Here is a 25,760-nt window from a genome sequence, read left to right as displayed (position 1 = left end):
GTGACCTGGGTATCCCGAGTGCCACCCGGTTGTCCGGTGCCGGTTCCGCGTGACGAGTGGTGCTCTCGCCTGACGACGCGAACGTTCCCCCACCCACGCGAGCGCGGACGGCCGAAAGCGGGACGTATCAGGCTCGGCGCAGCACCCACGTCCTGATGAGCGCGGCGGTCACCCCGGCCAGTGAGACAGCGGCCAACAGCACCGGCAACGCCACGCGCTCCCCGGAACCGGTGGGCAGTGCCTGCGCGCTTCCCGCTTCGCGCACCCGGTCCTGCTGGTTGTGCTCGTCGCCGGTTCGCAGGTCACCGGTGGCGGGTTCTCCACCGGACGTCTCGCCGAACCGGCTGTCCGACCACGGCGGCAGCGACCCCGGCACGTAAGCGTACTCGGAAGGCGCCACTTGTTCGGCGGACCCCGGGGAGTAGTTCGAGTCCGGCCCGCCCGCCTGCCGCCGCTGCTGGTCGTCGGTCGGTTCCGTCGTGGGATCACCGCCACTGCCGGAACCGGGCGCGTCGGGGTTCCGCTGCTCGTCACCGGAGGAGCCCGGATCCGGGGATTCGGCGGGCGGGGTGGTGTTCGGCTTCTCCGGAGTGGTGCTCGGTTCGGTCGGTTCCGGCTTCGCCTGGCCCGGCACGTTCACGCCACCCAGGCAGGTGACCGCGAGGTTGCCCACGTGGAAGTTCATCGTGTCGCCGCGATCCTCGACGGCGGGCAGACCGGCGATGCGGTCCGCCAGCGCGTCGGCCAGCGCGGAACCGGAGAAGTGCTGTTCCTCGGCTGTCACTTCGCCGATGTCGATCGGCGCCGTTCGCAGGAACTGCTGGTGGATCCGGTCTATCCGGTCGAAATCGAGCGGAAAGGTCAGCCCGGCCGCGTCCTTGACCCGGGAGTCCAGCGCACGGGGGGAGACCACGATCGGTTGCCCGTACTCGGTGCTCGTCACGTCCTCGGTGCAGGTACCGATCACCACCGGATCCGCCGCGGCGGCCACACCGCCGCCCAGGAACCCGCTCGTCGCGACCACGGCGCTCGCCGCCGTGGCAGCGGCGGCTCGCCGCAACGCGGCGGGCGCCCGTTTCCGGGAGTCGACAGTGGATTCCCCGGTCGGGTGGTCATCGCGCTGACTGCTCATACACGTACCCCTCACTCCGTGCGCGCTCTCCGGGCGCCCGCCGTCGTCTCGCGGGTGGGCGGTTCGCGGAGATCGAAGCCCTCACCCTGGTTAACGCGTGAGTACGGTCACGGTAACGCCATAGTGTGAAACCGTTTCGAATCACCTCCGCCGCGTGCTCGCGGAGGCCGAACCCCGACCATCCTCGCGGTCGACACTGCCGGGGTTTGTACCGTGCGGCGTCGATTTCTCGCGAAATCGACGCGCCGCTGGTAACTACTCGGTGTCTCCGGAGCCGCGGTGAGAGCCGTGCGAGAGGTACCGCCAAGGAACCACCCACGCGACTTACTCCGTGGGTAACTCCTAGGCTCGGGGTATGCAGATCGGTGCCCATGTTCGTGACGACGATCCACTGACCGCCGCGAGCGAACGCGGCGCCGAGGTCGTGCAGTTCTTCCTCTCCGATCCGCAGGGCTGGAAGGCTCCGCAACCGCATCCGTGGGAGGAACAACTCCGCGAGTCCGAGCTGCGGGTTTTCGTGCACTCGCCCTACGTGATCAACGTCGCCTCGCCGAACAACCGCATCCGCATCCCCTCCCGCAAGTCCGTGCTCTCGCAGACCGCGGCGGCGGCGCGGGTCGGGGCCGAGGGAGTGGTGGTGCACGGTGGTCACGTCACCAAGGACGACGATCCGGCCGAGGGAGTGGCCAACTGGCGCAAACTCTTCGAGCGCCAGGCCGCCGAGGGCGGTTTCGAGGTTCCGGTGCTGATCGAGAACACCGCGGGCGGCGCCAACGCCATGGCGCGCGGGTTCGACGACCTCGCCCGGCTCTGGGACGCGGTCGGCGAGTTCGGCGCGGGATTCTGCCTGGACACCTGCCACGCGTACGCGGCCGGTGAGGACCTCGTCGGCATCGTGGAGCGGGTCCGCGCCATCACCGGGCGTCTCGATCTGGTGCATCTCAACGACTCGAGGGATCCGTTCGGGTCCTGGCGCGACCGGCACGCCAACGTCGGTTCCGGCACCATCGATCCCGAAGTGCTGCGCGAGGTCTGTGCCACGGCCGATGCGCCGATCGTCGTGGAGACACCCCCCGAGGGGCAGGCCGAGGACATCGCCTACCTCCGTGGTTGAATTCCCTCGGCTCGGGGACATCGGCGGTTTCGCGTGAAACCGACGCCGGTCGGGCCGAGTCTCCCCGACCGCGGAGGACCGGGACCTCGATTCTTGTCCGGGAGCGAGCGTGCGTGACCGATCGGTGAGACGGCGAACGGCCGGACTCTCCGCCCTGGCCCTGGCGGCACTGTGCGTGCTGACCGGAATGACCATGCTGTTGGGGTACGCGAACAAGGCCCGCTGCACCGGGCCCGAGTTCGACGAGTCCGGCGTCTCGCGCTCCGACGTTTCGGCGCGCAGCTCCCGCTACGTCTGCTACTCGGACCTGCAGTACCTGTGGAACGCGCGCGAACTCGACGAGATGGGTTTCCCCTACGCCACCGGCGGGATCACCGATGATGGGGAGCTGTACGGCAGCGTCGTCGAGTACCCGGTGCTGATCGGGGTGCTGGTGTGGCTGGGGTCGCTGTTCGTGCGGACCGACGCGGGTTTCCTGGCCGCCTCCGCGCTGTTGTTCGCCCCGTTCGGACTGCTCACCGCCTGGTGGCTGGGACGGCTGAGTCGCTGGCGGGCGCTGTGGTGGGCGCTCGGCCCGCCGTTGGTGCTCTACTCCTTCCACAACTGGGACCTGGCCGCCGTGGTCTGCTCGGTGGGCGCCATCTACGCGGTCCATCGCTACCGGGCCACCGGGCTGCGACGGCCGGCCCTGCTGGCGGCCGTGCTGCTGGGGATCGGCGCCGCTTGCAAGCTCTACCCCGCGATGTTCGCGCTGCCGCTGGCGCTGTACGTACTCACCGGCGGCGCTGCCGGTGCCCGTGATGCTGCCGGTGCCCGTGATGCCGCCGATGGCCGTGTCGCGGCCGTCGCCCGTGATTCCGAGGTGCGCCGCGGCCGGTTCGACATCGGTGGCGCGTTCGGGGTGCTCGGCACCGCACTGGGAACTTTCGTGCTGGTCAACCTGCCGTTCGCGGTGATCGGTTTCGAGGGGTGGGCGGCCTCGTTCCGGTTCCAGCTGCGGCGCTCGGTGGACCTGACCACCAACTCGGTCTGGTACTGGGGCCTGCGACCGCTGATGGCGGAGGACCGGTTCGAGGCCCTGGTCGGGGTGCTTTCCCCTCTGCTGGTGCTCACCTCGTTCGCGCTGGCCTGCACGGTGGGGATGCGCCACTGGTCCCGGGGCGGGGCCTTCCCGTGGGTGGCGGTGTCGGCCGCGATGCTGTGCGGCTTCCTGCTGCTGCACAAGGTGCACTCCCCGCAGTTCGCGCTCTGGTTGTTGCCGTTCCTCGTGCTCGTGCCGGTGCGTACCGGTTGGGTGATCGCCTACCTGCTGGCCGACGCCGCCATGGGGATCGGGTTCTTCCGCTGGATGTATCTGATCAACACCGACCAACCCTTCGCCGTCTACGAGTCGTTCGCGGCACAGGCGGTGATGATCGGAGTGTGGGGGCGCGCGGCGCTGCTGGTCGGGTTGTTCGTCGCGTTTCTCGGGGCTTCCGGCTTCAGGTTCCCCGGGAGTTCGCCGCCACGGGCGGCAGCCGATCGGGATCCTCGCCCCGCCTTCGCCGAATAGGCAGCACGAACCGGTCGGGGGCGTCGTCCAGGAACCCGCCGTGCGGATCGGAACCGGGAGCACGGCGTACCTTGTCCAGTTCCGGACGCAGGATCTCCCGCACGATCAGCACGCAGATCAGCACCACCACCGCGTCGCGGATCACGACCGCGCCCAGGAACCAGCCCTCGGGCAGTCCGTTGTTGGCGGGGCCGAGGAAGTAGTACATCCGCGGTGCCCAGACCGCCGCGTCGATCAGCATCCACGTCACCAGCAGCCGCCAGCGCGGGATGGCGAGCACGGCCAGCGGCACCAGCCACAACGAGTACTGCGGACTCCACACCTTGTTGGTCAGCAGGAACACCGCCACCACCAGGAAGCACAGCTGCGCCAGCCGCGGCCGTACCGGTGCGGACAGCGCCAGCGCTCCGATCGCAGCGCATCCCAGCAGCAACAGCACGAGACTCACCGCGTTCAGCACCGTGGGCGTCTCGTTCGGCCCCAGCGGGCCGTCGAAACCCGCCCAGTCGCCGAAGTGCATGACCACGTTGTACAGCGAGTCAGGGTCGGCTGGCCGGGTGCTGTTCAGCCGGAAGAACTCCCACCAGCCGCGCGGGAACATGACCATGATCGGCAGGTTCACCGCCAGCCACGCGCTCAGCATGGCCAGCAGGGCGCGCAGCCCCTCGCGGATCCGCCCGGAACGCAGGCAGAGCACCAGGATCGGGCCGATGAGCAGCAGCGGGTAGAGCTTGGTCGCCGCACCCAGCCCCAGCAGCACCCCGGCGAGCGCCACTCGCTTACGGGACCAGGCGAGCAGTGCGGTGGTGGCCAGCGCGGTCGCCAGCGCGTCGAAGTTGGTGAAGGCGTGCACGAACACCAGCGGGGCGGTGGCGGCGAGAGCCGCGTCCCACGCCCGGAACTCGCACAACCGGTACAGCGCCCAGACGGTCACCAACCAGGCCGCGGCCAGCCAGAACGCGCTGATCTCGAAGTAGACCGCGCCCTGCACCGTGGCCGGCAGCAGCCCGTGGGAGGCCAGCGTCATCCAGCCGTCGGTCAGCCGCGCGTTGGCCCACTGGAACAGCCCGGTGAGCACCGGATACTCCATGTAGCGGACCTGCTCGCGGGGAGTGCCCGGATCGTCCACCCAGGACGTCTTGTAGGGAAACGCCCCGTCCGGCGCCAGATCCCCGGCTCCGTAGCGCGGGATGAGATCGGTGTAGCACAACGCGACGTACTGCCGGTGGTCGCGCCAGTCCAACCGGGGGCCGTCGGTGGTTTCGTAGGTCTGCGCGCAGGGTGCCTTGAGGAGCCAGCTCGCCGCCAACAGCAGTACCGCCAGCAGCAGGATCACCCGCAGCGGGGTCCAGAACCACTGCCTGCCCACCTGGGCATGAGCGCCGAGTCGCCCGCCGAACAGGCCGCTCAGCCTGATCGCCAACGGTTCCGTCCAGGTGGGAGCTACCCGTCGGGCCCTGGCGAGCGAAGCGCTGTCCACCCGTGCCGCTCGTTCGGGGACCGCGGTGAGCGGTTCGGCTCCGGCCGACTCCGGAGCACCGTGGCGTTCCTCGCCGACCCCTTCGGCGAGGTCCCGCTCGTCTCCCGCTCGCTCGGGCTGCTCCGGCTCGGACACGGTCCGCATGTTACGGAGCCCTCGCTACGAAGAGTGCGACCGGTTCGACGAACCGGTCGCACTCTTCGCTGGATTCGAGGCATCGGTGCCCTCGGCCTGCCGTGTGGCCATCCCCACGAGCTCGCGGGAACCACGGAGTCACAGGGCGCCGTGTCAGGTGTTCGGACGGTCAGTCGGGACCGCGGGCGCTGTGCTCTTCATTCCCGTTGCCCTGCTGGTCCGGCTGCTCCTCCTCGGAACCGCTCGGGTCCGTCGGGTCGTCTTCGTCCTCGCAGTCCGAGAACCAGGGGTTCTCCTGGCACTCGTCGTTCTGGTCCGAGCTCTCCCCGGCCCCTTCCGACGGGGGGAAGTCGCTGGGGCCGGTTTCGTCGGACGGCACTTCGTCGGACGGCGATTCATCGCTCGGAAGGGTCTCCGACTCGTTCTGCTCCTCGTCCGGGGAGTCCGAGCTCGGTGGCGGGGGAACGGTGAACTGGCCGATCGGATCCGGCTCCTGGAACTCCTCGACCTGCTTACCCTCCAGGTAGGAGTTCATGAACTTCTGCCAGATAGCGCCGGGTTGGTCGGCGCCGTAGATGTCCCCGCCCGACGCGTCGGTCAGCGGTTGCCGCGAGGTGGTGTTCTTGTTGAGCACCACCGCCGTGGAGATCTGCGGGGTGTAGCCCACGTACGAGGCGGTGGCGTTGTGTCCGCCGATCTCGCCGAGCTGGTGGGTACCGCTCTTGGAGGCCACCGGCCGGTCGCCGTTCAGATCGAGCCCGTACCCCTCGGCCACGTCCCGCATGCTCTCGGTCACGTTGGCGGCGATGTTGGCGCTGCGGGTGGAGCTGTCCCCGAAGGCGGTCTCGGTCTCGGGGGAGAAGTCCTCCTTGACATCCCCGTCGTTGTCCACGACCTTCTCGACCAGGAACGGCTCGGCCCGCTCCCCGTCCGCCAGCCCGCCGTAGCCGTTGGCCAGGCTGACCGTGCTCACCGGGTAGGCGCCCAGCGCGATGTTGAGGTTCGTGTCTCCCTCGGAATTGGCGAGCACCGGCACGGTCTCGCCGTTGTTGTTGACCTTCTCGCGCGGGATACCGGCCTCGTAGGCCGTCTCGGCCACGCTCTGCGGCCCGAACTCGTTGGCCATGTTCAGGAACGCGGTGTTGACCGACTTCTCGGTGGCCTCGCGTACGCCGCAACGTTCCGGATCGCTGCCGCAGTCGACACCGGCCGCGTTGCCGAACTCGGTGCCGGCGATGGTCTGGTCGTCCGAACCGTCGTAGGTCTCCCCGATCCCGTCACCCTGCTTCAGGCCGGTCGCGGTGACGAACGGTTTGAACGACGAGCCCACGGGTTGGCGTTCCTTGACCCAGTCGTAGCCCTTGTTGCCCGGGGAGTAGGCCCGCACCGCGCCGGTCTCGGGATCCACGGCCGCCAGGGCCGGGTTGATCTCCTCGGGTTGGTCGGCCATCACCTGTTGCACCGCATCGCGGGCGGCCTGCTGGGCCTGGCTGTCCAGCGTGGTGACCACCTGCAGGCCCTGGCTGGTCAGCTCGTCCTTGGTGTAGCCGTGTGCCTCCAGCTCCTCGACGATGCGCCGCTGGATGTGGATCTGCGCGGTGGTGGTTTTCGTTTTCCACGCGAACATCTCCCGGGTCTGCGGCATCTGCAGGTTCTGGTACTCCTGCTGGCTGATCCAGCCGTTCTGCTTCATCTGGAGGGTGACGTAGTCCCAGCGGTCCTTGGCCCGCTTGGCGTCCACCTGGGGATCGTTGCCTCTGGGAAGCTGCACCATCCCGGCCAGCACGGCCGACTCGGAGGCGTTGAGCTCGCTCGGGTCCTTGCCGAAGTAGGCCTCGGCCGCGTTGTCGATGCCGTAGGCGTCCCGGCCGTAGTAGGCGGTGTTGAGGTAGGCCTTGAAGATCGTTTTCTTGTCGTACTGGTTGGTCAGCTTGAACGCCCGCACGATCTCGGTGAACTTCCGAGTGATGCTGTGGTCGTCCTTGCCCGTGCTCAGCTTGATGTACTGCTGAGTCATGGTCGAGCCGCCGCCCTGCCCGCCGGAGAGCTGGTTGTAGACGGCGCGGCCGATTCCGGTCACCGAGAATCCCGGGTTGCTGTAGAAGTCCGCGTCCTCGGCCGCCATGGTGGCGTGCCGCATGTCCGCCGAGACCTCGCTGAGGTCGTCGATGAGCACGCGCTCATCCACCTCATCCGACGAGAACTTGTTCAGCACGCTGCCGTCGGAGTACTTGACCACCATGCTGGTGCTGTAGTTCTTGGCGACCTTCGACGGTGGGGTGACCTCGAAGGTGAAGTAGCACCAGACGAATATCGCGCCGGGCACCAGGATTCCCAGCGCCGCCGCGACGTAACAGGTACGCCGCAGACCGCGCCAGATCCTGCGCCTGCCGCGTTTCTTGCGGGCGAGGGCCGTCATGTCGTCGTCATCCGGATCGTCGGGATAGTCGAGTTCGTCGTCGAACCCCTCGTTGAAGTCGTCGTAGTCGTCGGGGTAGGGATCCGAGTCCGAGTAGTAGCTGTAGCCACCCTGCGAGGCGCGGTGCGTGATCAGCCCCGGATCGTTGTCCGGAGGCGAGGACTGGTCGGCGCGGCTCACGCCGAACTCGGCGGAGTTCTCGGGCGATTCGGACCGGGCCGAAGCCGTCGCGTCGGACTCCCCACGGGGGTTCGACCCGTCCCGGGAGTCGCCGGTGGTTCCCTCGGGGCCGCCGGAACCGGAGGAAGCCGCCGCACCGGCGGCGGCGCCTGCCATGCCCCCGGCAGCCGCACCCGCGGCACCCGCTGCCTTGCCGCCGGTGGGCCGGTGTTCCCTGGTCGGTTCGTCGCCACCGCCGGGAGCCGCGTTCGGCCCGTTCACGGAAGCTATGTGCTGGGTCGGTGCTTCACCCGGATCGTTCGGGTGCTGTCCGGGGCCGGCGTGCCCGGGGGGTGGGCCCTGCGGAGCTCCGGGTGGTGTGGTCTTCCTGGTCGGTACTTCGTCCGGATTGCCGCCCTGCTGGGGACCGGCGGGGTTGCCCTGCGCGCCGCGTCCGCCGGGGTTGCCCGGTGGGGGAGCGGGTGCGCCGGAGGGCGGCCTGCCGGATGCGTCCCGGGGAGTTCCCGAACCGTCCACGGCCGGATGCTGCACGGTCGCGTCCGGGTCGGCGGTCGGCCGCTGTTGACCACCGGGTTGCGGGGATGGTGGTTGCTGGCCACCCGCCCGCTGCTGCGCGCCGGGCCACTGTGCGGTGGCGTCCTCGCCGGGCCACTCCTGACCACCCTGCGGTGGCTGTTGGCCGGGCCCGCCCTGCGGCGGACCTCCGGCATGCGGCTGGGCCTGTCCCTGCGGCTGGGCCTGTCCCTGTGGTGGCGCCTGCCCTCGTGGTGGTCCGCTCTGCGGCGGAGGCGGTGGTTGTTCGGAGGCGGGCCCGGGCGGTAAGTATCCCCCGTCGGGACCCTGTTGTCCGGGCCGCTGCGGTGCCGGTGGCGGCGGGCCTCCTTGCGGAGCGGAGGGCTGGCCGCTCTGCTGGCCACCCGGCCAGCGGTGCTGCGGTGGTTGTTGTCCACGGGACGACTGTGGTGCCTGTGGTGGTGGCGGTGCCTGCGGTGGCGGCGGCTGTCCTCCGCCCCGCTCGGGTGGCGGTGGGGGCTGGTTCTCCCGCGGGGGCTCGTTGTGCTGCCCGGCCTGCTCCCCCTGCTGATCCGTATGGGGCGGTCGGCCGGGTTGCCGTCCGCGCTCCGGCTCCCGGTCCTCGGCAGCCGGCTGCCTGTGGCGGCGGCCGTCTTCGGACCGGTCGTCACGCTCGTCACTCACGAGAAGTCGTCCTCCGGGACAGGCGTCAACACGGACGCCGTGCGATGCGTTCACGTCGGCGGGTGCCACCGGCCGTGACCGATGAGGCTACTTGCTCACTCGGCCACGGTCCTGCGTCCCCGACCGCGGCCGTGGTGGCCCCCGGTTCCGAGGACGTATGACTGCACCAGGTGGTTCCAGTTACATGTACGACAAACCTCGACGACGAACACATTGAACTCTTCGAACATGGTGGCCATACGTGCCAGTTCCGCGTTGCTCCGGGCCGAATTGTCGGCGTGTTTGAGCTGCTCGCCGAACACCCAGGAGACGTAGGTCACGCGTTCCTTGCGGCACACCGGACAGATCACGTCACTGGGCTCACCGTGGAACTTGGCTGCCTGCAGCAGGTACGGTCCCGCGTCGCAGACCTCCTGTACGCCCACCCGGCCAGCATGGAGTCGCGCGAGCAGCGACCGACGCCGCAACGCGTAATCCACCACTTGCCGTTGGGTCCGCACGCCCTCAGCGTACGTGTCCTGTGCCCGGGCTCAATTGGGCCGTTCGGGGCAGCCCCCTGGCGGGGTGTCTCCGAACCACCGACGGTGGCCGTGACACGGCGGAGCGGGTCGGTGAAAACCGGTCCGATGGTGCGGTGGTGTCGTTTCGGTCCCGGCCCATGGGATGCCAACCGGTGAGAACGGTCACGGGGCCGGTGCTGCCGCTCCGGTTGCCCCACCGGTGATTCGGCGGTGGCGAGGACTGTAGTACTCCGATATATCGGGACGATATAATCATCGCCGGGTGCTGCTCGACTGGGCTTCGTCCGCGAGAGGAGGGCCGGTGCTCGAACTCGCGGTGCTCGGACTGCTGCACGAGGCGCCGATGCACGGTTACGAGCTGCGTAAGCGACTCCAGGAGATTCGTGCGTTCTCCTGCGGAACGGTTTATCCGACGTTGCGCCGGATGCGTCGCGCGGGGCTGATCGAGGAAACCCAGGAGGCGCAGCAGGGGCAGGAGGCGCAGCGCTCGCGGCGGGCTCGACGTGTCTATCGTCTCACCGAGTCGGGGCGGGAGCGTTTCGTCGAGTTGGTCGAGGACTGCGGGCCACGAGCGTGTCAGGACGAGGCGTTCGACGTGAGGCTGGCTTTCTTCGCACGAACACCGGCACCGGTCCGGATGCGGATTCTGGAGAGCCGCCGTCGGCGCGTGGAACAGCGCCGGGAAGGGCAACGGGCGATCCTGGCTAGAGCCGACGAGCAGTGCGACCGGTACACGGCGCAACTGCACCGCCTGGGCCTGGATCACAGCGAGCTGGAGGTTCGCTGGTTGGACGAGCTGATCGCGCACGAGCGGGCCGAGCAGGGAGCCGAGCGGCCCGCGGGTGTGGGTGACCGCCTCGACCGAGGCTTGGACAGGGACACGACGAACGGGACATGACGGAGAAGGAGGCCGGCGACCATGGGCGGAGATCGTCACGACGAGGCGACGACCGGCAAGGTCCGAGTGGCGATCGTCGGTGTGGGCAACTGCGCCGCGTCGCTGGTACAGGGTGTGCAGTATTACGGCCGGATGGATCCGAGCGGCAGGGTTCCCGGCCTGATGCATGTGGACTTCGGTGGTTACCACGTCGGTGATCTGGAGTTCGTCGCGGCGTTCGACGTCGACGCGAAGAAGGTAGGCCGCGACCTGTCCGAGGCCGTGGTGGCGAGCCAGAACAACACGATGAAGATCGCCGATGTCCCGCCGCTGGGCGTGTCGGTGCAGCGCGGTCACACGATGGACGGGCTGGGGCAGTTCTACTCCGAGACCATCGAGGAGTCCGAGGAACAGCCGGTCGACATGGTCGAGGCGCTGCGCGAGTCCGGTGCCGACGTGCTGGTTTCCTACCTGCCGGTGGGTTCGGAGGAAGCGGACAAGTTCTACGCGCGCGCCGCGCTGCGGGCCGGTGTTGCTTTCGTCAACGCGCTGCCGGTGTTCATCGCCTCCGATCCGGAGTGGGCACGCGAGTTCACCGAGGCGGGCGTGCCGATCGTCGGTGACGACATCAAGTCCCAGGTGGGCGCGACGATCACCCACCGGGTGCTCACCAAGCTCTTCGAGGACCGCGGCGTGCACCTGGACCGCACGATGCAGCTCAACGTCGGCGGGAACATGGACTTCCTCAACATGAAGGAGCTCGGCAGGCTGGAGTCCAAGAAGACCTCCAAGACCAACTCGGTCACTTCGCAGGTGACGCGTGACATGGGGGACCGCAACGTGCACATCGGTCCTTCGGACTACGTCCCCTGGCTGGACGACCGGAAGTGGGCCTACATCCGGTTGGAGGGACGCGCCTTCGGCGACGCACCGGTGAACCTGGAGTACAAACTGGAGGTCTGGGACTCGCCGAACTCCGCGGGCATCATCATCGACGCCATTCGCGCCGCCAAGATCGCAGCGGACCGCGGGATCGGTGGGCCGGTGCTGTCGGCCTCCTCCTACTTCATGAAGTCACCGCCGGAGCAGTACTCCGATTCGGACGCCTACCAGGCGGTGGAGTCGTTCATCGCCGGGGAGAGCTGATCCCGTAGCTCGTCGGCGGTTCCGGCGGCCCGAGCGCGGCGATTTCTCGCGAAATCGCCGCGCGGCGTCCGGTTCAGGAACTGCCCAGGTTCCCGCTGATCATTTTCGCGATTCGATTGCCGAGCTTCTTCGTGGCGGCGTCGTCACCGAGCACCGTGGACTGCACGTCCACGCGCGAGGTATCGGTGACCGCTATTCCGATCAGGCAGTTGCCGTACTCGCACTCAATCTTGGCTTCGTGCCCGGTGACGGTGGTCTTCTCGGCCTCACCGGTTATGCCGGTGAACGCTTTCAGCCCCTCCTCCTCGTGGATCGCGAGCAGCGCACTCGTGCCCGGCCCGTCGCCCCGCGGCGGATTGAACTCGCAACTGCGGGTCTCGCCGTTCTTCTTGTTGGCGGTGGTGCGGGGAAGCCCCAGTTCGTCGCGTTGTGCCGTGGTCAACAGCTCGCACGGGTCGATACTCGCCAACGTCGGTGCGGGTGGCTTCCCCCCGCTGCCGGAGCCGCTGTCGCCCGAGCTCCCGTTGCCCGCCGAGCCGGAGGCGTCGTCGCCCGCTCCGCCGCCGGAATCCGCGTTGCCACCGTTCCCGGCGTCCTCGCCGGACGAGGCCGCTTCCGATTCACCGGATTCGGATCCGCTGGGTGCGGCGGACTCGTCGCCGGGCTCCGATGCCGAGGAGTGCGAAGCGGTGGCCGAAGGCGGAGCGGAACCATCGGTCGAATCGTTCGCGCTTCCCCCACCACCGCAACCGGCCGCGGTCAGCAGTGCGAGTGCCGCCAGCGGTGCGATGATCTTCCTGACGGCATGTGCCGTCGAGCTGTGCTGCGTCATGATCCCGCGAGCTTATAACCGCCGCCGTCCACCCCGGAACCGTCCATTGTGCGTAACGGAACGGGCGCGGGCAGCCGTCACGGCTACCGGGGGAAACCGGTTCGGTTGTCGAATCGACCGTCCTTGACCAGTGATTTATCGGCGTAAGCTCCGGCCTGCGGGTCGGAGTAAGTCGATCAGGGGTGTTTGTGGTCGGGTACGTTATGAGGGGCGTCGCTGGTTTTCCACATACTGCTGGATGATGCTTAACGGCGCTCCGCCGCAGGAGGCTGCGAAGTACGACGGCGACCACAGGTGTCCTCGATAGGTACGCATCCGGAAGTGTTGCTTCAGTCGCCGCGAGGCCACGCCTTTCAGGCTGTTCACCAGCTTTGAGACCGCCATTTGCGGCGGGTACTCCACGAGTAGGTGCACGTGGTCGTCCTCACCGTTGCACTCGCTCAGGGTCGCCCCGAAGTCGGCGCAGACCTTCGCGAACACCTCGCGCAGGAAGTCGTGGTGTTGGTTGGTGAGCACGTTTCTGCGGTACTTCGTCACGAAGACCAAGTGAACGTGCATTCCGAAAACGCAGTGTCGACCAGTGCGGTAATCCTCGGTTTCTGCCATAGACCAACATGATACAGTGATCGTGTGAAGGGAGGTGATCAGCCGATGCGGCTGCGGTACCGCTACCGGATTTATCCCGGCGACGACCAGCGCCAAGCACTCGTGCAGGCGTTCGGCAACGCCCGTGTGGTCTACAACGACGCCGTGCGTGCTCGGCAGGACGCCCACGCGGCGGGAGAGAAGTTCCCCAGTGGCACCGTGCTGCAGAAGCGGCTGATCACCGACGCCAAGCACAGCGACGAACGCGGCTGGCTCGGCCAGTGCTCGAACATCGTGCTGCAACAGGCCATCCGCGACTGCGACGCCGCCTACCGGAACTTCTTCGACAGCCTGAAGGGCAAGCGCGTGGGTCGCCGGGTGGGTGCGCCCCGTTTCAAGTCCCGCAAGGACCACCGGCAGGCCATCCGGCTGCACACCGGCGGGTTCTCGATCCGCTCGAACGGGAAGCTGCGTCTGGCTCGCATCGGGGATGTGAAGGTGGCCTGGTCGCGGGACCTTCCGAGCATGCCCAGCTCGGTCACCATCATCAAGACGGCCGACGAGCGCTACTACTGCTCGTTCGTGGTCGAGGTCGGCGGCGAAACCCTGCCCGTAGCAACAGATGAACACGGTCAGGACGTAGAACTCGGCCTGGACCTGGGTCTGTCGGCGTTCGCGGTGGACCAGCACGGCCGGGTTATCGACAATCCGCGTTTCCTGCGCCGCGCGGAGCGGAAACTCAAGCGGGCGCAGCGGGAACTCAGCCGCAAGCAGCGGGGCAGCAACAACCGTGCCAAAGCCAGGCATCGTCTGGCCCGTCAGCACGCCAAAGTCGCCGACACCCGGACAGACTGGCTGCACCAGGCAACCACCAGCATTGTTCGTGAGAACCAAACGATCGTGCTGGAAGACCTCGCAGTCTCGGGCCTGGCCCGCACCCGGCTGGCCAAGAGCGTGCACGACGCGAGCTGGGGCACCTTCCGGCGGCTCCTGTCGGAAAAGGCCGCGCGGTACGGACGCGAGCTGGTCATCATCGACCGGTGGCTACCCACCTCGCGAACCTGTAGCTCGTGCGGACGCATCGACGGCCCGAAGTCGCTCGACGTGCGCACCTGGGAATGCCCGTGCGGCACGACACACGACCGCGACCACAACGCCGCCAAGAACATCCTCGCCGCAGGGCGTGCGGAGAGGCAAAACGCCTGTGGACCCGACATAAGACCCCACACCGGGGCAGACGGGGACGAAACAGGAAGCAGCGGAACCCCGCGAGGGGCCGCCGCTCCGCACGCGGCGTGAGCCGCGTCGGAATCCCCGCCGCTCACGGCGGGGAGCACGCCAAGGTCGTCAGTTCCAGCGGTGTGCCCTCGCGGTCCAGGACCCGCTGTCGGGTCAACCTGAGCTCGGTTCTGCGCACCGCCTCGTCCTCGGGGAGCTCCTCGTCGTGTCCCCGCATCAGTACTCCGGCGTACTCCGGGGCCTGCAGCAGCCCCGGGACGATCATCGCCTCGTAGGAACGGATGCTGTGCGCCCCCTGCTCGAGTCCCAGGTAGATGTCGAATCCCCTGGGAACCTCGGCCAGCCGAGCCAGGTCGGAGTCCTGTGGCACGTCCTTGAGCATGGTGATGACGTCCCGGAACTCCTCGACGCGCTCGGTGGCTCCGTAGTGGGGCAGCAGCACTTCGACATCGGCGGGCCGGGGAAGGTTGCGCATCGACTCGAAGTGATTGATGCGCACCCTGGAGCAGCCGAGCTTCGCCGCGGCCTCCTGCTGCGTGACCTCGGCGGCCTTGCGCATGCGCTGTAGTTCGAGAGCGATCATCCGGCGGTAGACCGCGGAGCTGAGCAGTCGTGTCATGTGATCACTCTCGCCGAGTCGTCACCGCGACCGAACGCGGGTGAGACGCTTCGGTCGCCGACGGCGATCCGGGTGGGGAGGCGAGTGGTGCGACCGCCGTTTCACCCGGTGCGGTTCCCGGTTCCACCTGGGCGGAACCGGAGCTGAGCTACTTGATCACTCGGCAGAGGGAAGTTTCGGGATGTGCCCCCACGGAAGAGTGAGCAACAGCTGTGAAGATTGCCAGTTACTGTAACTCAGTTACTGTTACTGCCGTGTGGCAATTGGATTCCTCGTTCTGGGACGTGCTGGCGGCGGCCGTGGTCGTGCTGGTCATGTTGAGCTGGCCGCTGGTCTGTGTGCTGCTCGGGAGGATCAGGCTCGCCCGGCGCGCGGTGTCGACCGCGCGGCCGTCCGTCGGGTGCTCGGAGACGGAGCCAGGATGACTCCCGGGACGGGGCCTCGTGTCCCGCTCCGCCCCCGGCGCGGTTTCCCGGCACGTCGCTACCCGATTTCGGCCACCCGGAGCGAGAGCCGACGGGAGGTTCCGCCGAGCGAGTAGCACGACAACCCGACCGGAAGACTTCGATCAGTCCGCCAGCCGCACCGTTACCTTCACGTCGTCCCGCTCCGCGCGCAGCGCTCGTTGCCACTCCGCCAGCGGCACCCTGCGCGAGATCAGCCCGTTCAACCACCCCCGGTCCGCCGCGTCCAGCGCGTGCACCGCACCGCGGTAGTGCCGCAGGTTCGCGCTCACGGTCCCCAGCACCGTGTCGTTGTCCAGCACGAGTTCGTCGTTGATCGCTCCGGCCGGGATCCGCGTCGTGTGGTCACCTCCGGACAGCCCCAGCAGCACGGTGATCGCGTTCCGAGCGGTCCTGCGCAGTACGTCGAACACCACGTCCCCCGAGCCGGTGGCCTCGAACACCAGCTCCGGTTCGAAGTCCAGCTCGTCCAGCGAAGTGTGGTACCCGGCCCCCAGCTCACGCACCAGATCCGGTTTCGCGCCCCGCTCGACCCGGTCCATCACGTGTACGTCCAGTTCACGCTGCTTGCCGAGCAACGCCGCCAGCAGCCCCACCGGTCCGGCACCCGTGACCAGCACCCGGCGTGGTGCGAAGTAGGAGCGCCTGGCGACGAACTCGGCCTGCTCCCAGGCCTTCTCCACGATCGAGGTCGGTTCGGTCAGCACCCCCAGCTCGCCCAGCCGGTGGGGCACCGGTACGGCGAACCTGGGTTCGACGGTCCAGCGTTGCGAACCGAACCCGTCGAGCCCCCTGATCCCGCACTCGGTGTACTCGTTGTTGCGGCAGAAGTCCCACTGCCCGGCGGCGCACGCCGGGCACGGCCGGGGATCGGGTCTGCGGACCACCCCCACGACGTGATCGCCCTCCCGGAAGCCGCTGATCGCGGGTGCGTGACTCACCCTGCCCAGCGACTCGTGGAACAGCACCATTCGCTCCCTACCCGCGGGAGAAGCGCCGTGCTCGGACTCCACGACGTCCTCGTCGGTCGAACACACCCCCGCCAGCAGGCCCTCGACCAGCAGCTCCCCCGGTTTCGGTGAAGGATCGGGCAGCTCGTCGACGGCCGAGGAGCCCGGTTTTCCCGGAATCACGGTCGCCGCTCGCAACGTCGGCTCCCTCCGTCTCGTCGACTGGACTCCTCGCGAGTGTGCCCGCCGTAGAGCATCGCCGCCGAGTTGACCAGGGCGAGATGGCTGAACGCCTGCGGGAAGTTGCCGGTGAACCGGTCCGCGTGGGGGTCGTACTCCTCGGCGAACAGGCCCACGTCGTTGCGCAGCCCCAGCAGTTCGTCGAACATCCGCTCGGCCTCCTCGCGCCTGTCGCACAGTGCGAACGCGTCGACCAGCCAGAACGAGCAGGCCAGGAACGAGCCCTCACGGCCCGTCAGGCCGTCGACGGAGTTCGTGCCCGGCTCGGTGCTGTAGCGGTCCACCAGCACGCCGTGCCGCAGTTCCCGCTCCACCGCGCGCACGGTGCCGCGGACCCGCTCGTCGTCGCCCGGCAGGAATCCCAACGCCGGGATGAGCAGCGTCGCGGCGTCCAGCGTGTCGCCGCCGTAGTACTGGGTGAACGCGCCGAGCTCGGTGTTGAACCCCTCGCGCAGCACTTCCTCGTGCACCGAGTCCCGGATCTCGCGCCAGCGTTCCACCGGCCCGGGGAGGTCGTCCTCCTCCACAGCCCGGACCGCGCGGTCGAACGCCACCCACACCATCACCCTGGAGTGGGTGAAGTGCCGGTCCGGCCCGCGCACCTCCCAGAGTCCCTTGTCCGGCAGCTGCCAGATGGTCTCCAGGTGTTTGAGCATCCCTCGCTGCAGCGCCCACGAGTCCGGGGTCTCCGTGACGCCCCGCTCGCGAGCGAGGTGCAGCGCGTCCATCACCTCGCCGAACACGTCCAGCTGCAACTGGTCGTAGGCGGCGTTGCCGATCCGCACCGGCGAGACGCCCTGATAACCGGGCAGCCACTCCGGCTCCCACTCCAGCAGGTGCCGTTCCCCACCGACGCCGTACATGATCTGCAGATCCGCCGGATCCCCGGCAACGGCCCGTAACAGCCACCGTCGCCACGACGCCGCCTCCGCCGAGCACCCGAAGTTGTCCAGCGCCAGCAGTACCAGCGTGGCGTCCCGCAGCCAGCAGTAGCGGTAGTCCCAGTTGCGGTTCCCGTCCAGCGCCTCCGGCAGCGAGGTCGTCGGAGCCGCGATGATGCCGCCGGTCGGGGCGTAGGTCAGCGCCTTCAGGGTGGCCAGCGAACGGTACACCGGTTCGCGGTGCGGTCCGGTGTAGTTGATCCGGCGCGACCAGTCCCGCCAGAAGTCCTCGCTGTCCCGCACCTCCCGCACCGGATCCATCGGGGCGGGCAGATCGTCCGGATCCGAGGACCACTGCAGTACCCAGGAGTAGCGCTGCCCACCGCTCACGGTGGTCTTGATCTCGTGCGCGCGCTCGTCCTCCTTGCGGGCGGGAAGCACGTCGCCGCGCAGCACCACGGTGTGCGGCCCGGCGAGCGCGAACAGGTACTCGTCCGGTACCGGTTCCCGCTCGCGGATGGTGCGGACCCACGGCATCGAGTGGCCGTAGGCGAACCGCACCACCCAGCGAATTCCGATCTCCACCTCGCCGGAGATCCCCTCGACGGTCCGCACCACGCACGGCTCGTCGTTGTGGTTCTTCTCGTGCGGGGGCATGCTGTCGATCAGTCGCACCACGCCGGTGTCGGTGTGGAAGTCCGTTTCCAGCACCAGCGAGTTGTCCCGGTAGCGCCGCTCCACTCGCCGCACGGTGCCGGTCGGTGCGATCCGCCAGTGGCCGTGGTGGTCGTCGCCCAACAACCGGGTGAAGCAGGACGGGGAGTCGAACCTGGGCAGGCAGAGCCAGTCGATCGAGCCGTCCCTGCCAACCAGGGCGGCGGTACGCAGGTCGGACAGCAGCGCGTAGTGCTCGATCGGTCCGGGTCCGCCGCGTCGTTGATCCTCACTCACGGTTTCGAGGCTAACCGCGTCGGTCACGACTCCCCGGTTGTGGCGCGGGACACGTGCTCATCCCGGCCTGGTGCCGATGTGGTCGTCTCGCCCGATCGTGGCGAGGCTCCCTGTGCAGGTGATCCCTGTGCAGGTGATCCCTGTGCAGGTGATCCCTGTGCAGGTGATTCCCGGGGCAGGCGCCCCGGGAAGACGGGCCGCCGAGGCGGGTCGGCTCAATCCGAGGCGGGCGACCGGGTCAGCATGTCGTGGGGAATCACCGCGCGCACCGGGTCGTCCAGGTTCAGCCCCAGGTCCAGTCCGTCGAGCAGCTCGGGCAACCGCGCACCCGCGACGGTGCGGTAGCTCGGCCAGTCCTCCGGAACCCGGTTCACGGAGGTGCAGGCGGGTACGAGCCTGCTCCCGTCGTCCAGCTCCGCCTCGTAGAGCGCGTCCTCGTCGTCCTCCTCGGCGTAGAGCAGCAGCTCCCCCGCCAGTACGGCGGCCGGTAACTCGGACTCCGAGGCGTGACCGGTGGCGATCAGCTGCAGCACCCGTTCCAGCTCGTTGCTGGGTTCGAACGTGCTGGTGCCCGGTTCGTACTCGTCGTTGGGGTGGAACCGCTCGTCGATCTCGCCGGACTCGTCGATCCGGAACGCGCCGACCACACCTTCGGGCGGAACGTTCTCACCGGAGGCCTCGTAGGCCGGGTCCACGATGTAGAGCCAGCTGTTGGGGGTCTGTTTCGCCTGTTCCCGCATCTCCTCGGTGATCTGTGGCGCGTAGGGGGGTAGCGATTCGTCGGCTGCCATTTCGGTTCACGGCCCTTTCGGATGCGGTGGTCGGTTCGAACGGATCCCGCACGGCAGTATGCGCCCCGGTCGTCGGGGCCGAGGGTCTCGGTCCGGTCCGACGTGTGGTTTCGATATGACAACGGCTCTGTGCCGCACGGATGATCGGGATGCTTCGTGCGGGGGTAGGCGTGCAGACTAAACAGTCGATGCTCGTGTCGGGGCGAGCAGGTGGGTGGGAGGTGGTTGCTCTTGATCGGACAACGAGAGGCGTTGCGGTTGACCGGTTGTGAGGCGTTCGATCCCCGCGGTAGTCGGATCGGCGTCGTCGGCCGGATGTTCGTGGATGATGACACCGAGCAGCCCGCTTGGATAACGGTGCAGACCGGGTTGTTCGGCACCAATGAGAGTTTCGTTCCGCTGGCCGGTGCCGCGTTCGACGGTGACACGCTCACCGTGGCCGTCGATCGGGAAACGGTTCGGCGAGCGCCGCGCGTCGCACTCGAGGACGGCGATCTGGAACCGGAGCAGGAAACGAAGCTGTACGCGCACTACGGGATGCGCTACGGAGTGAACACGCCGGAACCGGTGCTGCCCTTCGAGGAGACGCCACGACGCTCCACCGCGATGGAGGGTAGCCAGGTGCGGGCCGTCCGCACCCGGTTGCGGCGTTGGGCGGCGGCCCCCCAGTAGGAGGTCGCCAGTAGGAGTTCGCCCGCCCGTGCGTCACGCGGGTGGTGCCGTCGCGGAATCTTCCGCCGGCTCTCGCTTCGGGCGGCCCGGCACGAGTGGCGAGTCACGCCACGTCGGGTGAGCCCCGGCGAGAGCGCGCGGGAGACCCGTCGCGCCCGACCGAAGTGATTCGATTTCCCGCGAGAGTCGGAGAATCGCGTTAAGATGTTTTTCGGTCCGGTTACGGAGAGCACTTGTCCTGGCCCACGCTTGTCCCCCTGAGGCGGGTGAAAAATCCGTCCTGTCCGATTTCTCCGTGATGATTCGATCTTCGTGTTCGCACTTCGGAATGCTTGAGTCCGTCGTTCGTTCTAAGCCCTACGGCTGGTTGGGCTCCCCCTAAAGTGGGTTCCGCGACATGTTCGGCTCGGATACTTTGCCGCGCAGGAGAGGACAACGGTCCGCTCCTGGCCGGGCACCCACTGAGAGGGGTAATCGTGCCGAGTATCCAAGCCGGAATGCCGCGACCCGCGGATCCGACACCCCGGAACCCGACCGTGAACAGCACCGCGGCCGGACACGACGCGCACACCAGAGCGCGGAAAGCCGTGGAATCCGTGAGCCGCTCGACCGTGGGAGCGGCCGGCGTACTACGGGTCGTACACGGTGCCGAGCGGATCGGCAGCACCGCACACCGCCTGCAGCGTGGTGCGAACAGTCTCGTGCGTGGCGTGGTCAAACCACCCTACGCCGCCACCGAACCGCTGGACACCCTGGAGTGCCACAAACTCGCCGAGGGCGTCGAGTACCGAGTGCTCTACGACCGTGCCGCGTTGGCCCGTCCACCGCAGCTCGACACGACCACCCGCATGATGCAACGGGGCGAGCAGGCGCGGGTGGTGCAATTCGCCCCCACGAAACTGCTGATCGTCGACGACGAGTTCGGGCTGCTGCCGCTGACCGGTGGGCCCGACGAGCTGGAGAGCGCGGTGCTGCTGCGCGATTCGGCGATGCTCACCGCCCTGATCCGCGTCTTCGACGACCTGTGGCGACCGGCGGCCCCGCTGCGGGAGTCCGTGGCGTCCGCCGAACCGGACGTCCCCACCGACGAGGAGCGCTGGATCCTGTCGCTGCTGGCCTCGGGAGCCACCGACGACGCCATCGGAAGGCTGATGGGATTCAGTTCCCGTACGGCCCATCGCAGGGTGCGCGAGCTCGTCACCAGGCTGGGAGTGGAGACCCGGTTCCAGGCCGGAGTTCGGGCGGTGAAGCTGGGCTGGCTCTGATCCGGGCCGTTTCGTGTCCGAGGCGTCGAGGGGCGCTCGGTCGGCGGCCGGTGTCGTGCCGCTCCCGGCGGGCTCGTAGGCTGCCGGACATGCCGGCCCGACGAGACGTCGATCCCGCTGAGCTGCGTACCGCCGTGGCCGCCACGCTGCCGTGGCTGGACGACCGAGCGCCGCGCCCCGGGCGAAGCGAACTGGCCCGGGCGGTGCGGCTGAGCCTGCGCACCCTCGAACAGCTGGCCCCCGGGCACACGGTGGAGGTCCGGGTGCCTCCCTTCTCGGCAGTGCAGTGCGTCTCCGGTCCGCGGCACACCAGGGGGACACCGCCCAACGTCGTCGAGACCGATCCGCACACCTGGCTGTCCCTCGCCACGGGAAAACTCGGCTGGGACCGAGCGATCCGTCAGGAGCTGATCGTCGCCTCCGGCTCCCGAGCCGATCTCTCGTGGTGGCTCCCGTTGCTGCGCATCTCCGATCCCGAGGGGCGGGCTCCGGAGAAGTGACCGGCCCCACCCTCGGGAGGTGGATACGGCGGGATGACACACGGTTTACACTGAGGTGTAACTCCGACTCCGTCCTTCAGGGAGTTTTCGGTGGTCACCGACCTGCCATATCCGGGCAGTGCCGAGGCGGTCGAGCAGGACACCCCACGCGAGGAATGTGGTGTCTTCGGCGTTTGGGCGCCCGGCGAGGAAGTCGCCAAGCTCGCCTTCTACGGACTGTTCGCACTACAGCACCGGGGCCAGGAGGCCGCGGGCATATCCGTCGGCGACGGCTCGCAGATGCTCGTCTACAAGGACCTGGGGCTGGTCAGCCAGGTCTTCGACGAGCAGGTCCTGGCCTCGCTGCGCGGGCACGTGGCCGTGGGACACGCCAGGTACTCCACCACCGGTGGCAGCACCTGGGAGAACGCCCAGCCCACCTTCCGGACCACGGTCACCGGCCGCGGTCTCGCGCTGGGGCACAACGGCAACCTCGTCAACACCGCGGAGCTGTTCGACCGCGCCGTGGAGCAGGGTGCCGACACGGCCGTGGGCAACGCCTCGTCCGCCTCCAGCGCTTGCCAACGCGCCACCTCCGATTCCGACCTGGTGTGCGGGCTGCTGGCGGTCAACGCCGCCGACAAGGGCGTGGAACAGGCCGCGATGGAACTGCTGCCGACGGTTCGCGGCGCGTTCAGCATGGTCTTCTCCGACGAGTCGACGCTCTACGCCGCCAGGGACCCGCACGGTGTCCGCCCGCTGGTGCTCGGCCGTCTGGAGCGCGGTTGGGTGGTGGCCAGCGAGACGGCCGCGCTGGACATCATCGGCGCTTCCTTCGTGCGCGAGGTCGAGCCGGGCGAACTGCTGGCCATCGACTCCGAGGGGCTGCGTTCCCAGCGGTTCGCCAATCCCGAACCCAAGGGGTGCGTGTTCGAGTACGTCTACCTGGCGCGGCCGGACACCACGATCGCGGGGCGCTCGGTGCACAGCACCAGGGTGGAGATCGGGCGCAGGCTGGCTCGGGAGCACCCCGTCGAGGCCGACCTGGTGATGCCGGTACCGGAGTCCGGAACCCCGGCGGCCATCGGGTACGCCCAGGAAGCCGACATCGCCTACGGCAACGGCCTGGTCAAGAACGCCTACGTGGGCCGTACTTTCATCGAACCGTCCCAGACCATCCGCCAGCTCGGCATCCGACTCAAGCTCAACCCGCTGCGAGAGGTGATCCGGGGCAAGCGGCTGGTCGTGGTCGACGACTCCATCGTGCGCGGCAACACCCAGCGTGCCCTGGTGAAGATGTTGCGCGAGGCCGGAGCGCTCGAGGTCCACGTCAGGATCGCCTCGCCACCCGTGCGCTGGCCCTGCTTCTACGGGATCGACTTCGCCTCCAGAGCCGAGCTCGTCGCCAACGGACTCGACCTCGACGGGGTCCGGCAGTCGATCGGTGCCGACTCGCTGGGCTACGTCTCGCTGGACGGGCTGGTGGCCGCTTCCGAGCAGCCCCGCAACCGGTTGTGCGCGGCCTGTTTCGACGGGAACTACCCGATCCCGATCCCCGAGGAGGACCGGATCGGCAAACACCTGCTGGAGAACCCCGAGCCCAAGGATGGGGAGACCGCGGGTTCGTCCGACCCGGTGTTACCGAGCGGCTACGGAGCCGAGGACGCCGTGAGCAGACCGTGACGCTTCGGCGTCGGGAGAGGGCCGTCGGGTGAGGCGAAGGCCCGGTGCCGGAGCTCTCCTCTCTTCGAAACGTCCTCGCAACTTTCGCGGCGCCGTGCTCGTTACCTCGGTCGCCCATGTTCACGCGTAGCGTGGGCGTGCGGCACACGGCTACGCACATCGCATCCGAAACGCGCACCAGATCTGGAGCAAGACGTGTCCGAAGACCTGCTGGCAGGGTCGAATTCCGGTCCCTCCGATCCGGAGGGCCCCGCAGCCACCTATGCCGATGCCGGGGTCAGTATCGAAGCGGGCGATGAGGCCGTCGAGCGGATGCGTCCCCTGGCGGCCCGTGCCACGCGCCCCGAGGTGCTCGGCTCCATCGGTGGCTTCGCCGGCTTGTTCCAGCTCAAACTCGACCGTTGGACCGAACCGGTGCTCGCCTCCTCAACCGACGGGGTGGGCACGAAGCTCGCGATCGCGCAGGCCATGGACATCCACGACACCGTGGGTGTCGACCTGGTGGCGATGGTGGTCGACGATCTGGTGGTCTGCGGCGCAGAGCCCATGTTCCTGCAGGACTACATCGCCACCGAGTCGGTCGACCCGGACCGGATAAGCAGTCTGGTCAAAGGGGTCTCCGACGGCTGCGTCCAGGCGGGGTGCGCGCTGCTCGGCGGTGAGACCGCCGAGCACCCCGGCATGATGGCCCCCGGTGAGTACGACATCTCGGCCACCGGTGTCGGCGTGGTCGAGGCCGACGACATGCTGGGGCCGGACCGGGTTCGCCCCGGGGACGTGCTGATCGGGATGCGTTCGTCCGGGCTGCACTCCAACGGGTTCTCGCTGGTTCGCCGCGTACTGCTCGAACAGGCCAGGATGCCGCTCAACGGGCACGTCGAGGAGTTCGGGCGCACGCTCGGCGAGGAGCTGCTGGAACCGACGCGCATCTATGCCAAGGAGTGCCTGTCGCTGGCGGCCGAGGCCGAGGTGCGGGCCTTCGCGCACATCACCGGTGGCGGGCTCGCCGCCAACCTCGAACGCGTGTTGCCCAGCGGGCTCAGCGCCGTGATCGACCGGGGGAGCTGGACGCCGGATCCGGTTTTCGGGTTGATCGGGCAGCGCGGCAGGTTGGACAACGCCGAGATGGAGCGCACCTTCAACATGGGGGTGGGCATGGTGGCCGTGGTGGCCGCCGAGGACGTGGACCGTGCGCTGGCCGTCTCCACCGCCAGGCATCTGCCCGCCTGGGTGCTGGGTGAGGTGACCAAGGACTCCACGGGCTCCGAGGCCGGGGAGCGGGTCGTGCTGCGGGGGAACCACCCCAGGTTCTGAACTCGGCGTACGCATCCGCCGGCTCCCCGCGGCCGGCTCCCCTGTAGTCGACTACCCGCCGCTAGTACCGGCGGGAGGGTCCGGTGGCGACTTCGCGAGCGTGGAATATACCCCTCTGGGGTACCCGTTGGGCGGAAGGAGTCGCGATCGAGGAGGAGCCGATGTCGACACCCGCCGCTTCCTGGGCCATGGCCGCTTCGGCGACGCTGCACTGCCTGACCGGCTGCGCCATCGGCGAGGTCCTGGGGATGGTCATCGGAACCGCGCTGGGACTGCACAACGCCGCGACCGTCGCTCTCGCCGTCGTGCTGGCGTTCGTGTTCGGCTACAGCCTCACCATGCGCGGTGTGCTGCGTGCCGGGGTGGGGTTCAAGCGGGCGCTGCGGTTGGCCCTCGCCGCCGACACCCTCTCGATCGCGGTGATGGAGCTGGTGGACAACCTGGTGATGGTGGGCATCCCCGGGGCGATGCACGCCGGGCTGGCCGACTGGTTCTTCTGGGCGGCGCTGGCGTTCGCGCTGGCGATGGCTTTCCTGCTGGCGTTGCCGGTGAACAAGTGGATGATCGGTCGTGGCCTGGGGCACGCCGTGGTGCACGGCGCGCACGCGCACTGAGCCGTTCGTACCCGGGCCCGACGCGGGCTTCCTCCGGAGAATTTCGTCCGGACAATACGGAACCCACCGAGCCGCCTCACCGAAAACGGTGACACAACTCGGTGGGATCTCCGAACAATCGGTCGCGTAACCGGCGCATCAGTCCCGGTCGGTCGTGATGCCGGCCGTTGACTCGCCCGCCGACAGGAACCCGAAACCCGTTCGACGAATGAACCCGTCACTCGTCGACGTGGCCGCGTTCAGCTTCGGTGGTCGTCGTCCCTGTCGTCGTCGTAGTAATCTTCCTCTTCGTACCACTCAGGGGTGTAGTCAGAGGAAAGTTCACGCTCCAACGCCCCGAGGTCAACACTGGGGGAATTGTACTTCAGCTCGCGGGCCACTTTCGTCTGCTTGGCCTTGGCACGGCCGCGCCCCATGGCTCGACCCCC

At 68.4% G+C, this 25,760-nt stretch carries 23 protein-coding genes; 12 read left to right on the top strand and 11 right to left on the bottom strand.

All coding sequences use genetic code 11. The annotated features are described in order from the left end of the window. Positions 1-127: 127 nt before the first annotated feature. A complete protein-coding gene (locus tag BM394_RS10230) occupies positions 128-1,132 on the bottom strand; it encodes a hypothetical protein (protein ID WP_175530045.1) in 1,005 nt (334 codons plus the stop codon). 355 nt (positions 1,133-1,487) lie between these two features. On the opposite strand from BM394_RS10230, the gene BM394_RS10225 reads away from it, so the two are divergent. Next, on the top strand, positions 1,488-2,246 hold the full coding sequence (locus BM394_RS10225) for a deoxyribonuclease IV (protein WP_092977127.1): 759 nt from the start codon (positions 1,488-1,490) through the stop codon (positions 2,244-2,246). A gap of 187 nt (positions 2,247-2,433) precedes the next feature. Beyond that, the gene (locus tag BM394_RS10220) at positions 2,434-3,798 is read left to right on the top strand and encodes a hypothetical protein (RefSeq protein WP_425427655.1); all 1,365 of its coding nucleotides are present in this window, start codon (positions 2,434-2,436) and stop codon (positions 3,796-3,798) included. Here BM394_RS10220 and BM394_RS10215 read toward each other — a convergent pair. From BM394_RS10215 to BM394_RS10195, 3 genes are all read right to left on the bottom strand, one after another. After that, positions 3,728-5,278: a glycosyltransferase family 87 protein gene (locus BM394_RS10215; protein ID WP_425427654.1), complete on the bottom strand. Its 1,551-nt coding sequence runs from the start codon at positions 5,276-5,278 to the stop codon at positions 3,728-3,730. The two genes, BM394_RS10220 and BM394_RS10215, sit on opposite strands and share 71 nt — an antisense overlap. A gap of 304 nt (positions 5,279-5,582) precedes the next feature. Beyond that, entirely contained in the window at positions 5,583-9,209 is a 3,627-nt protein-coding gene (locus BM394_RS10210) for a transglycosylase domain-containing protein (protein ID WP_245780089.1), read from the bottom strand. A gap of 95 nt (positions 9,210-9,304) precedes the next feature. After that, positions 9,305-9,709: a DUF5318 family protein gene (locus BM394_RS10195; protein WP_165400725.1), complete on the bottom strand. Its 405-nt coding sequence runs from the start codon at positions 9,707-9,709 to the stop codon at positions 9,305-9,307. Positions 9,710-10,031: 322 nt separating this feature from the next. Here BM394_RS10195 and BM394_RS10190 point away from each other — a divergent pair, with 322 nt between their 5' ends. After that, the gene (locus tag BM394_RS10190) at positions 10,032-10,628 is read left to right on the top strand and encodes a PadR family transcriptional regulator (protein ID WP_092977254.1); all 597 of its coding nucleotides are present in this window, start codon (positions 10,032-10,034) and stop codon (positions 10,626-10,628) included. Positions 10,629-10,649: 21 nt separating this feature from the next. Further along, positions 10,650-11,753 (top strand): inositol-3-phosphate synthase, encoded by a 1,104-nt coding sequence (locus BM394_RS10185; protein ID WP_092928733.1) that lies wholly within the window; start codon positions 10,650-10,652, stop codon positions 11,751-11,753. A gap of 73 nt (positions 11,754-11,826) precedes the next feature. Here BM394_RS10185 and BM394_RS10180 read toward each other — a convergent pair whose 3' ends face one another. Both BM394_RS10180 and tnpA read right to left on the bottom strand, forming a co-directional pair. Further along, entirely contained in the window at positions 11,827-12,585 is a 759-nt protein-coding gene (locus tag BM394_RS10180) for a DUF3558 domain-containing protein (protein ID WP_092977115.1), read from the bottom strand. A gap of 201 nt (positions 12,586-12,786) precedes the next feature. Next, a complete protein-coding gene (gene tnpA / locus BM394_RS10175) occupies positions 12,787-13,191 on the bottom strand; it encodes an IS200/IS605 family transposase (RefSeq protein WP_092977112.1) in 405 nt (134 codons plus the stop codon). Positions 13,192-13,236: 45 nt separating this feature from the next. Between tnpA and BM394_RS10170 the strand changes: the two genes are divergently transcribed. Further along, positions 13,237-14,469: an RNA-guided endonuclease InsQ/TnpB family protein gene (locus BM394_RS10170; protein ID WP_139235195.1), complete on the top strand. Its 1,233-nt coding sequence runs from the start codon at positions 13,237-13,239 to the stop codon at positions 14,467-14,469. Positions 14,470-14,491: 22 nt separating this feature from the next. On the opposite strand, the gene BM394_RS10165 is transcribed toward BM394_RS10170, so the two are convergent. Then, positions 14,492-15,028 carry a Scr1 family TA system antitoxin-like transcriptional regulator gene (locus tag BM394_RS10165; RefSeq protein ID WP_092977109.1) on the bottom strand — a complete coding sequence of 179 codons (537 nt, stop codon included), beginning with the start codon at positions 15,026-15,028 and terminating at the stop codon, positions 14,492-14,494. A gap of 254 nt (positions 15,029-15,282) precedes the next feature. Between BM394_RS10165 and BM394_RS22785 the strand changes: the two genes are divergently transcribed. Continuing rightward, a complete protein-coding gene (locus tag BM394_RS22785) occupies positions 15,283-15,453 on the top strand; it encodes a hypothetical protein (protein ID WP_175530044.1) in 171 nt (56 codons plus the stop codon). A 143-nt stretch (positions 15,454-15,596) separates the two neighbouring features. Here BM394_RS22785 and BM394_RS10160 read toward each other — a convergent pair whose 3' ends face one another. The 3 genes from BM394_RS10160 to BM394_RS10150 form a co-directional block, all read right to left on the bottom strand. Next, on the bottom strand, positions 15,597-16,640 hold the full coding sequence (locus BM394_RS10160) for a glucose 1-dehydrogenase (RefSeq protein WP_092977106.1): 1,044 nt from the start codon (positions 16,638-16,640) through the stop codon (positions 15,597-15,599). Next, positions 16,622-18,514 (bottom strand): glycoside hydrolase family 15 protein, encoded by a 1,893-nt coding sequence (locus tag BM394_RS10155; RefSeq protein ID WP_092977252.1) that lies wholly within the window; start codon positions 18,512-18,514, stop codon positions 16,622-16,624. The genes BM394_RS10160 and BM394_RS10155 overlap by 19 nt, the downstream gene beginning before the upstream one ends. 215 nt (positions 18,515-18,729) lie before the next feature. Next, on the bottom strand, positions 18,730-19,305 hold the full coding sequence (locus BM394_RS10150) for a type VII secretion system-associated protein (protein ID WP_092977102.1): 576 nt from the start codon (positions 19,303-19,305) through the stop codon (positions 18,730-18,732). 231 nt (positions 19,306-19,536) lie between these two features. Here BM394_RS10150 and BM394_RS10145 point away from each other — a divergent pair, with 231 nt between their 5' ends. The 6 genes from BM394_RS10145 to BM394_RS10120 all read left to right on the top strand — a co-directional run bounded on the left by BM394_RS10145 (position 19,537) and on the right by BM394_RS10120 (position 25,332). Beyond that, a complete protein-coding gene (locus BM394_RS10145; protein WP_092977250.1) occupies positions 19,537-19,977 on the top strand; it encodes a PRC-barrel domain-containing protein in 441 nt (146 codons plus the stop codon). 536 nt (positions 19,978-20,513) lie between these two features. Continuing rightward, entirely contained in the window at positions 20,514-21,242 is a 729-nt protein-coding gene (locus BM394_RS10140; protein WP_092977248.1) for a response regulator transcription factor, read from the top strand. A gap of 89 nt (positions 21,243-21,331) precedes the next feature. Further along, the gene (locus BM394_RS10135) at positions 21,332-21,742 is read left to right on the top strand and encodes a sterol carrier family protein (RefSeq protein WP_092977099.1); all 411 of its coding nucleotides are present in this window, start codon (positions 21,332-21,334) and stop codon (positions 21,740-21,742) included. 90 nt (positions 21,743-21,832) lie between these two features. Beyond that, positions 21,833-23,404: an amidophosphoribosyltransferase gene (purF, locus tag BM394_RS10130; RefSeq protein ID WP_092977096.1), complete on the top strand. Its 1,572-nt coding sequence runs from the start codon at positions 21,833-21,835 to the stop codon at positions 23,402-23,404. A gap of 195 nt (positions 23,405-23,599) precedes the next feature. Then, positions 23,600-24,718 (top strand): phosphoribosylformylglycinamidine cyclo-ligase, encoded by a 1,119-nt coding sequence (gene purM, locus BM394_RS10125; RefSeq protein WP_092977093.1) that lies wholly within the window; start codon positions 23,600-23,602, stop codon positions 24,716-24,718. Positions 24,719-24,879: 161 nt separating this feature from the next. Further along, positions 24,880-25,332: a DUF4396 domain-containing protein gene (locus BM394_RS10120; RefSeq protein ID WP_207227462.1), complete on the top strand. Its 453-nt coding sequence runs from the start codon at positions 24,880-24,882 to the stop codon at positions 25,330-25,332. Positions 25,333-25,571: 239 nt separating this feature from the next. Here BM394_RS10120 and BM394_RS10115 read toward each other — a convergent pair whose 3' ends face one another. Next, positions 25,572-25,748, bottom strand: coding sequence for a DUF3073 domain-containing protein (locus tag BM394_RS10115; protein ID WP_092977090.1), 177 nt, complete (start codon positions 25,746-25,748; stop codon positions 25,572-25,574). Positions 25,749-25,760: the final 12 nt, after the last annotated feature.

Origin of the sequence: Actinopolyspora lacussalsi subsp. righensis (genome assembly GCF_900116555.1) — a bacterium.
GTDB classification, from domain to species: Bacteria; Actinomycetota; Actinomycetes; order Mycobacteriales; family Pseudonocardiaceae; genus Actinopolyspora; species Actinopolyspora lacussalsi.
Note: the sequence above shows the minus strand (reverse complement) of the source record. Positions and strands in the feature narration are given on the sequence as shown.

Excerpts from the sequence above, each read along its gene's own strand:
- BM394_RS10220 (WP_425427655.1), top strand. The coding sequence starts at position 2,434 with ATGACCATGCTGTTGGGGTACGCGAACAAGGCCCGCTGCACCGGGCCC.
- BM394_RS10120 (WP_207227462.1), top strand. The coding sequence starts at position 24,880 with ATGTCGACACCCGCCGCTTCCTGGGCCATGGCCGCTTCGGCGACGCTG.
- BM394_RS10180 (WP_092977115.1), bottom strand. The coding sequence starts at position 12,585 with ATGACGCAGCACAGCTCGACGGCACATGCCGTCAGGAAGATCATCGCA.
- BM394_RS10135 (WP_092977099.1), top strand. The coding sequence starts at position 21,332 with ATGCCGGCCCGACGAGACGTCGATCCCGCTGAGCTGCGTACCGCCGTG.
- BM394_RS10170 (WP_139235195.1), top strand. The coding sequence starts at position 13,237 with ATGCGGCTGCGGTACCGCTACCGGATTTATCCCGGCGACGACCAGCGC.
- BM394_RS10115 (WP_092977090.1), bottom strand. The coding sequence starts at position 25,748 with ATGGGGCGCGGCCGTGCCAAGGCCAAGCAGACGAAAGTGGCCCGCGAG.
- BM394_RS10165 (WP_092977109.1), bottom strand. The coding sequence starts at position 15,028 with ATGACACGACTGCTCAGCTCCGCGGTCTACCGCCGGATGATCGCTCTC.
- BM394_RS10225 (WP_092977127.1), top strand. The coding sequence starts at position 1,488 with ATGCAGATCGGTGCCCATGTTCGTGACGACGATCCACTGACCGCCGCG.
- BM394_RS10150 (WP_092977102.1), bottom strand. The coding sequence starts at position 19,305 with ATGGCAGCCGACGAATCGCTACCCCCCTACGCGCCACAGATCACCGAG.
- BM394_RS10185 (WP_092928733.1), top strand. The coding sequence starts at position 10,650 with ATGGGCGGAGATCGTCACGACGAGGCGACGACCGGCAAGGTCCGAGTG.
- tnpA (WP_092977112.1), bottom strand. The coding sequence starts at position 13,191 with ATGGCAGAAACCGAGGATTACCGCACTGGTCGACACTGCGTTTTCGGA.
- BM394_RS10230 (WP_175530045.1), bottom strand. The coding sequence starts at position 1,132 with ATGAGCAGTCAGCGCGATGACCACCCGACCGGGGAATCCACTGTCGAC.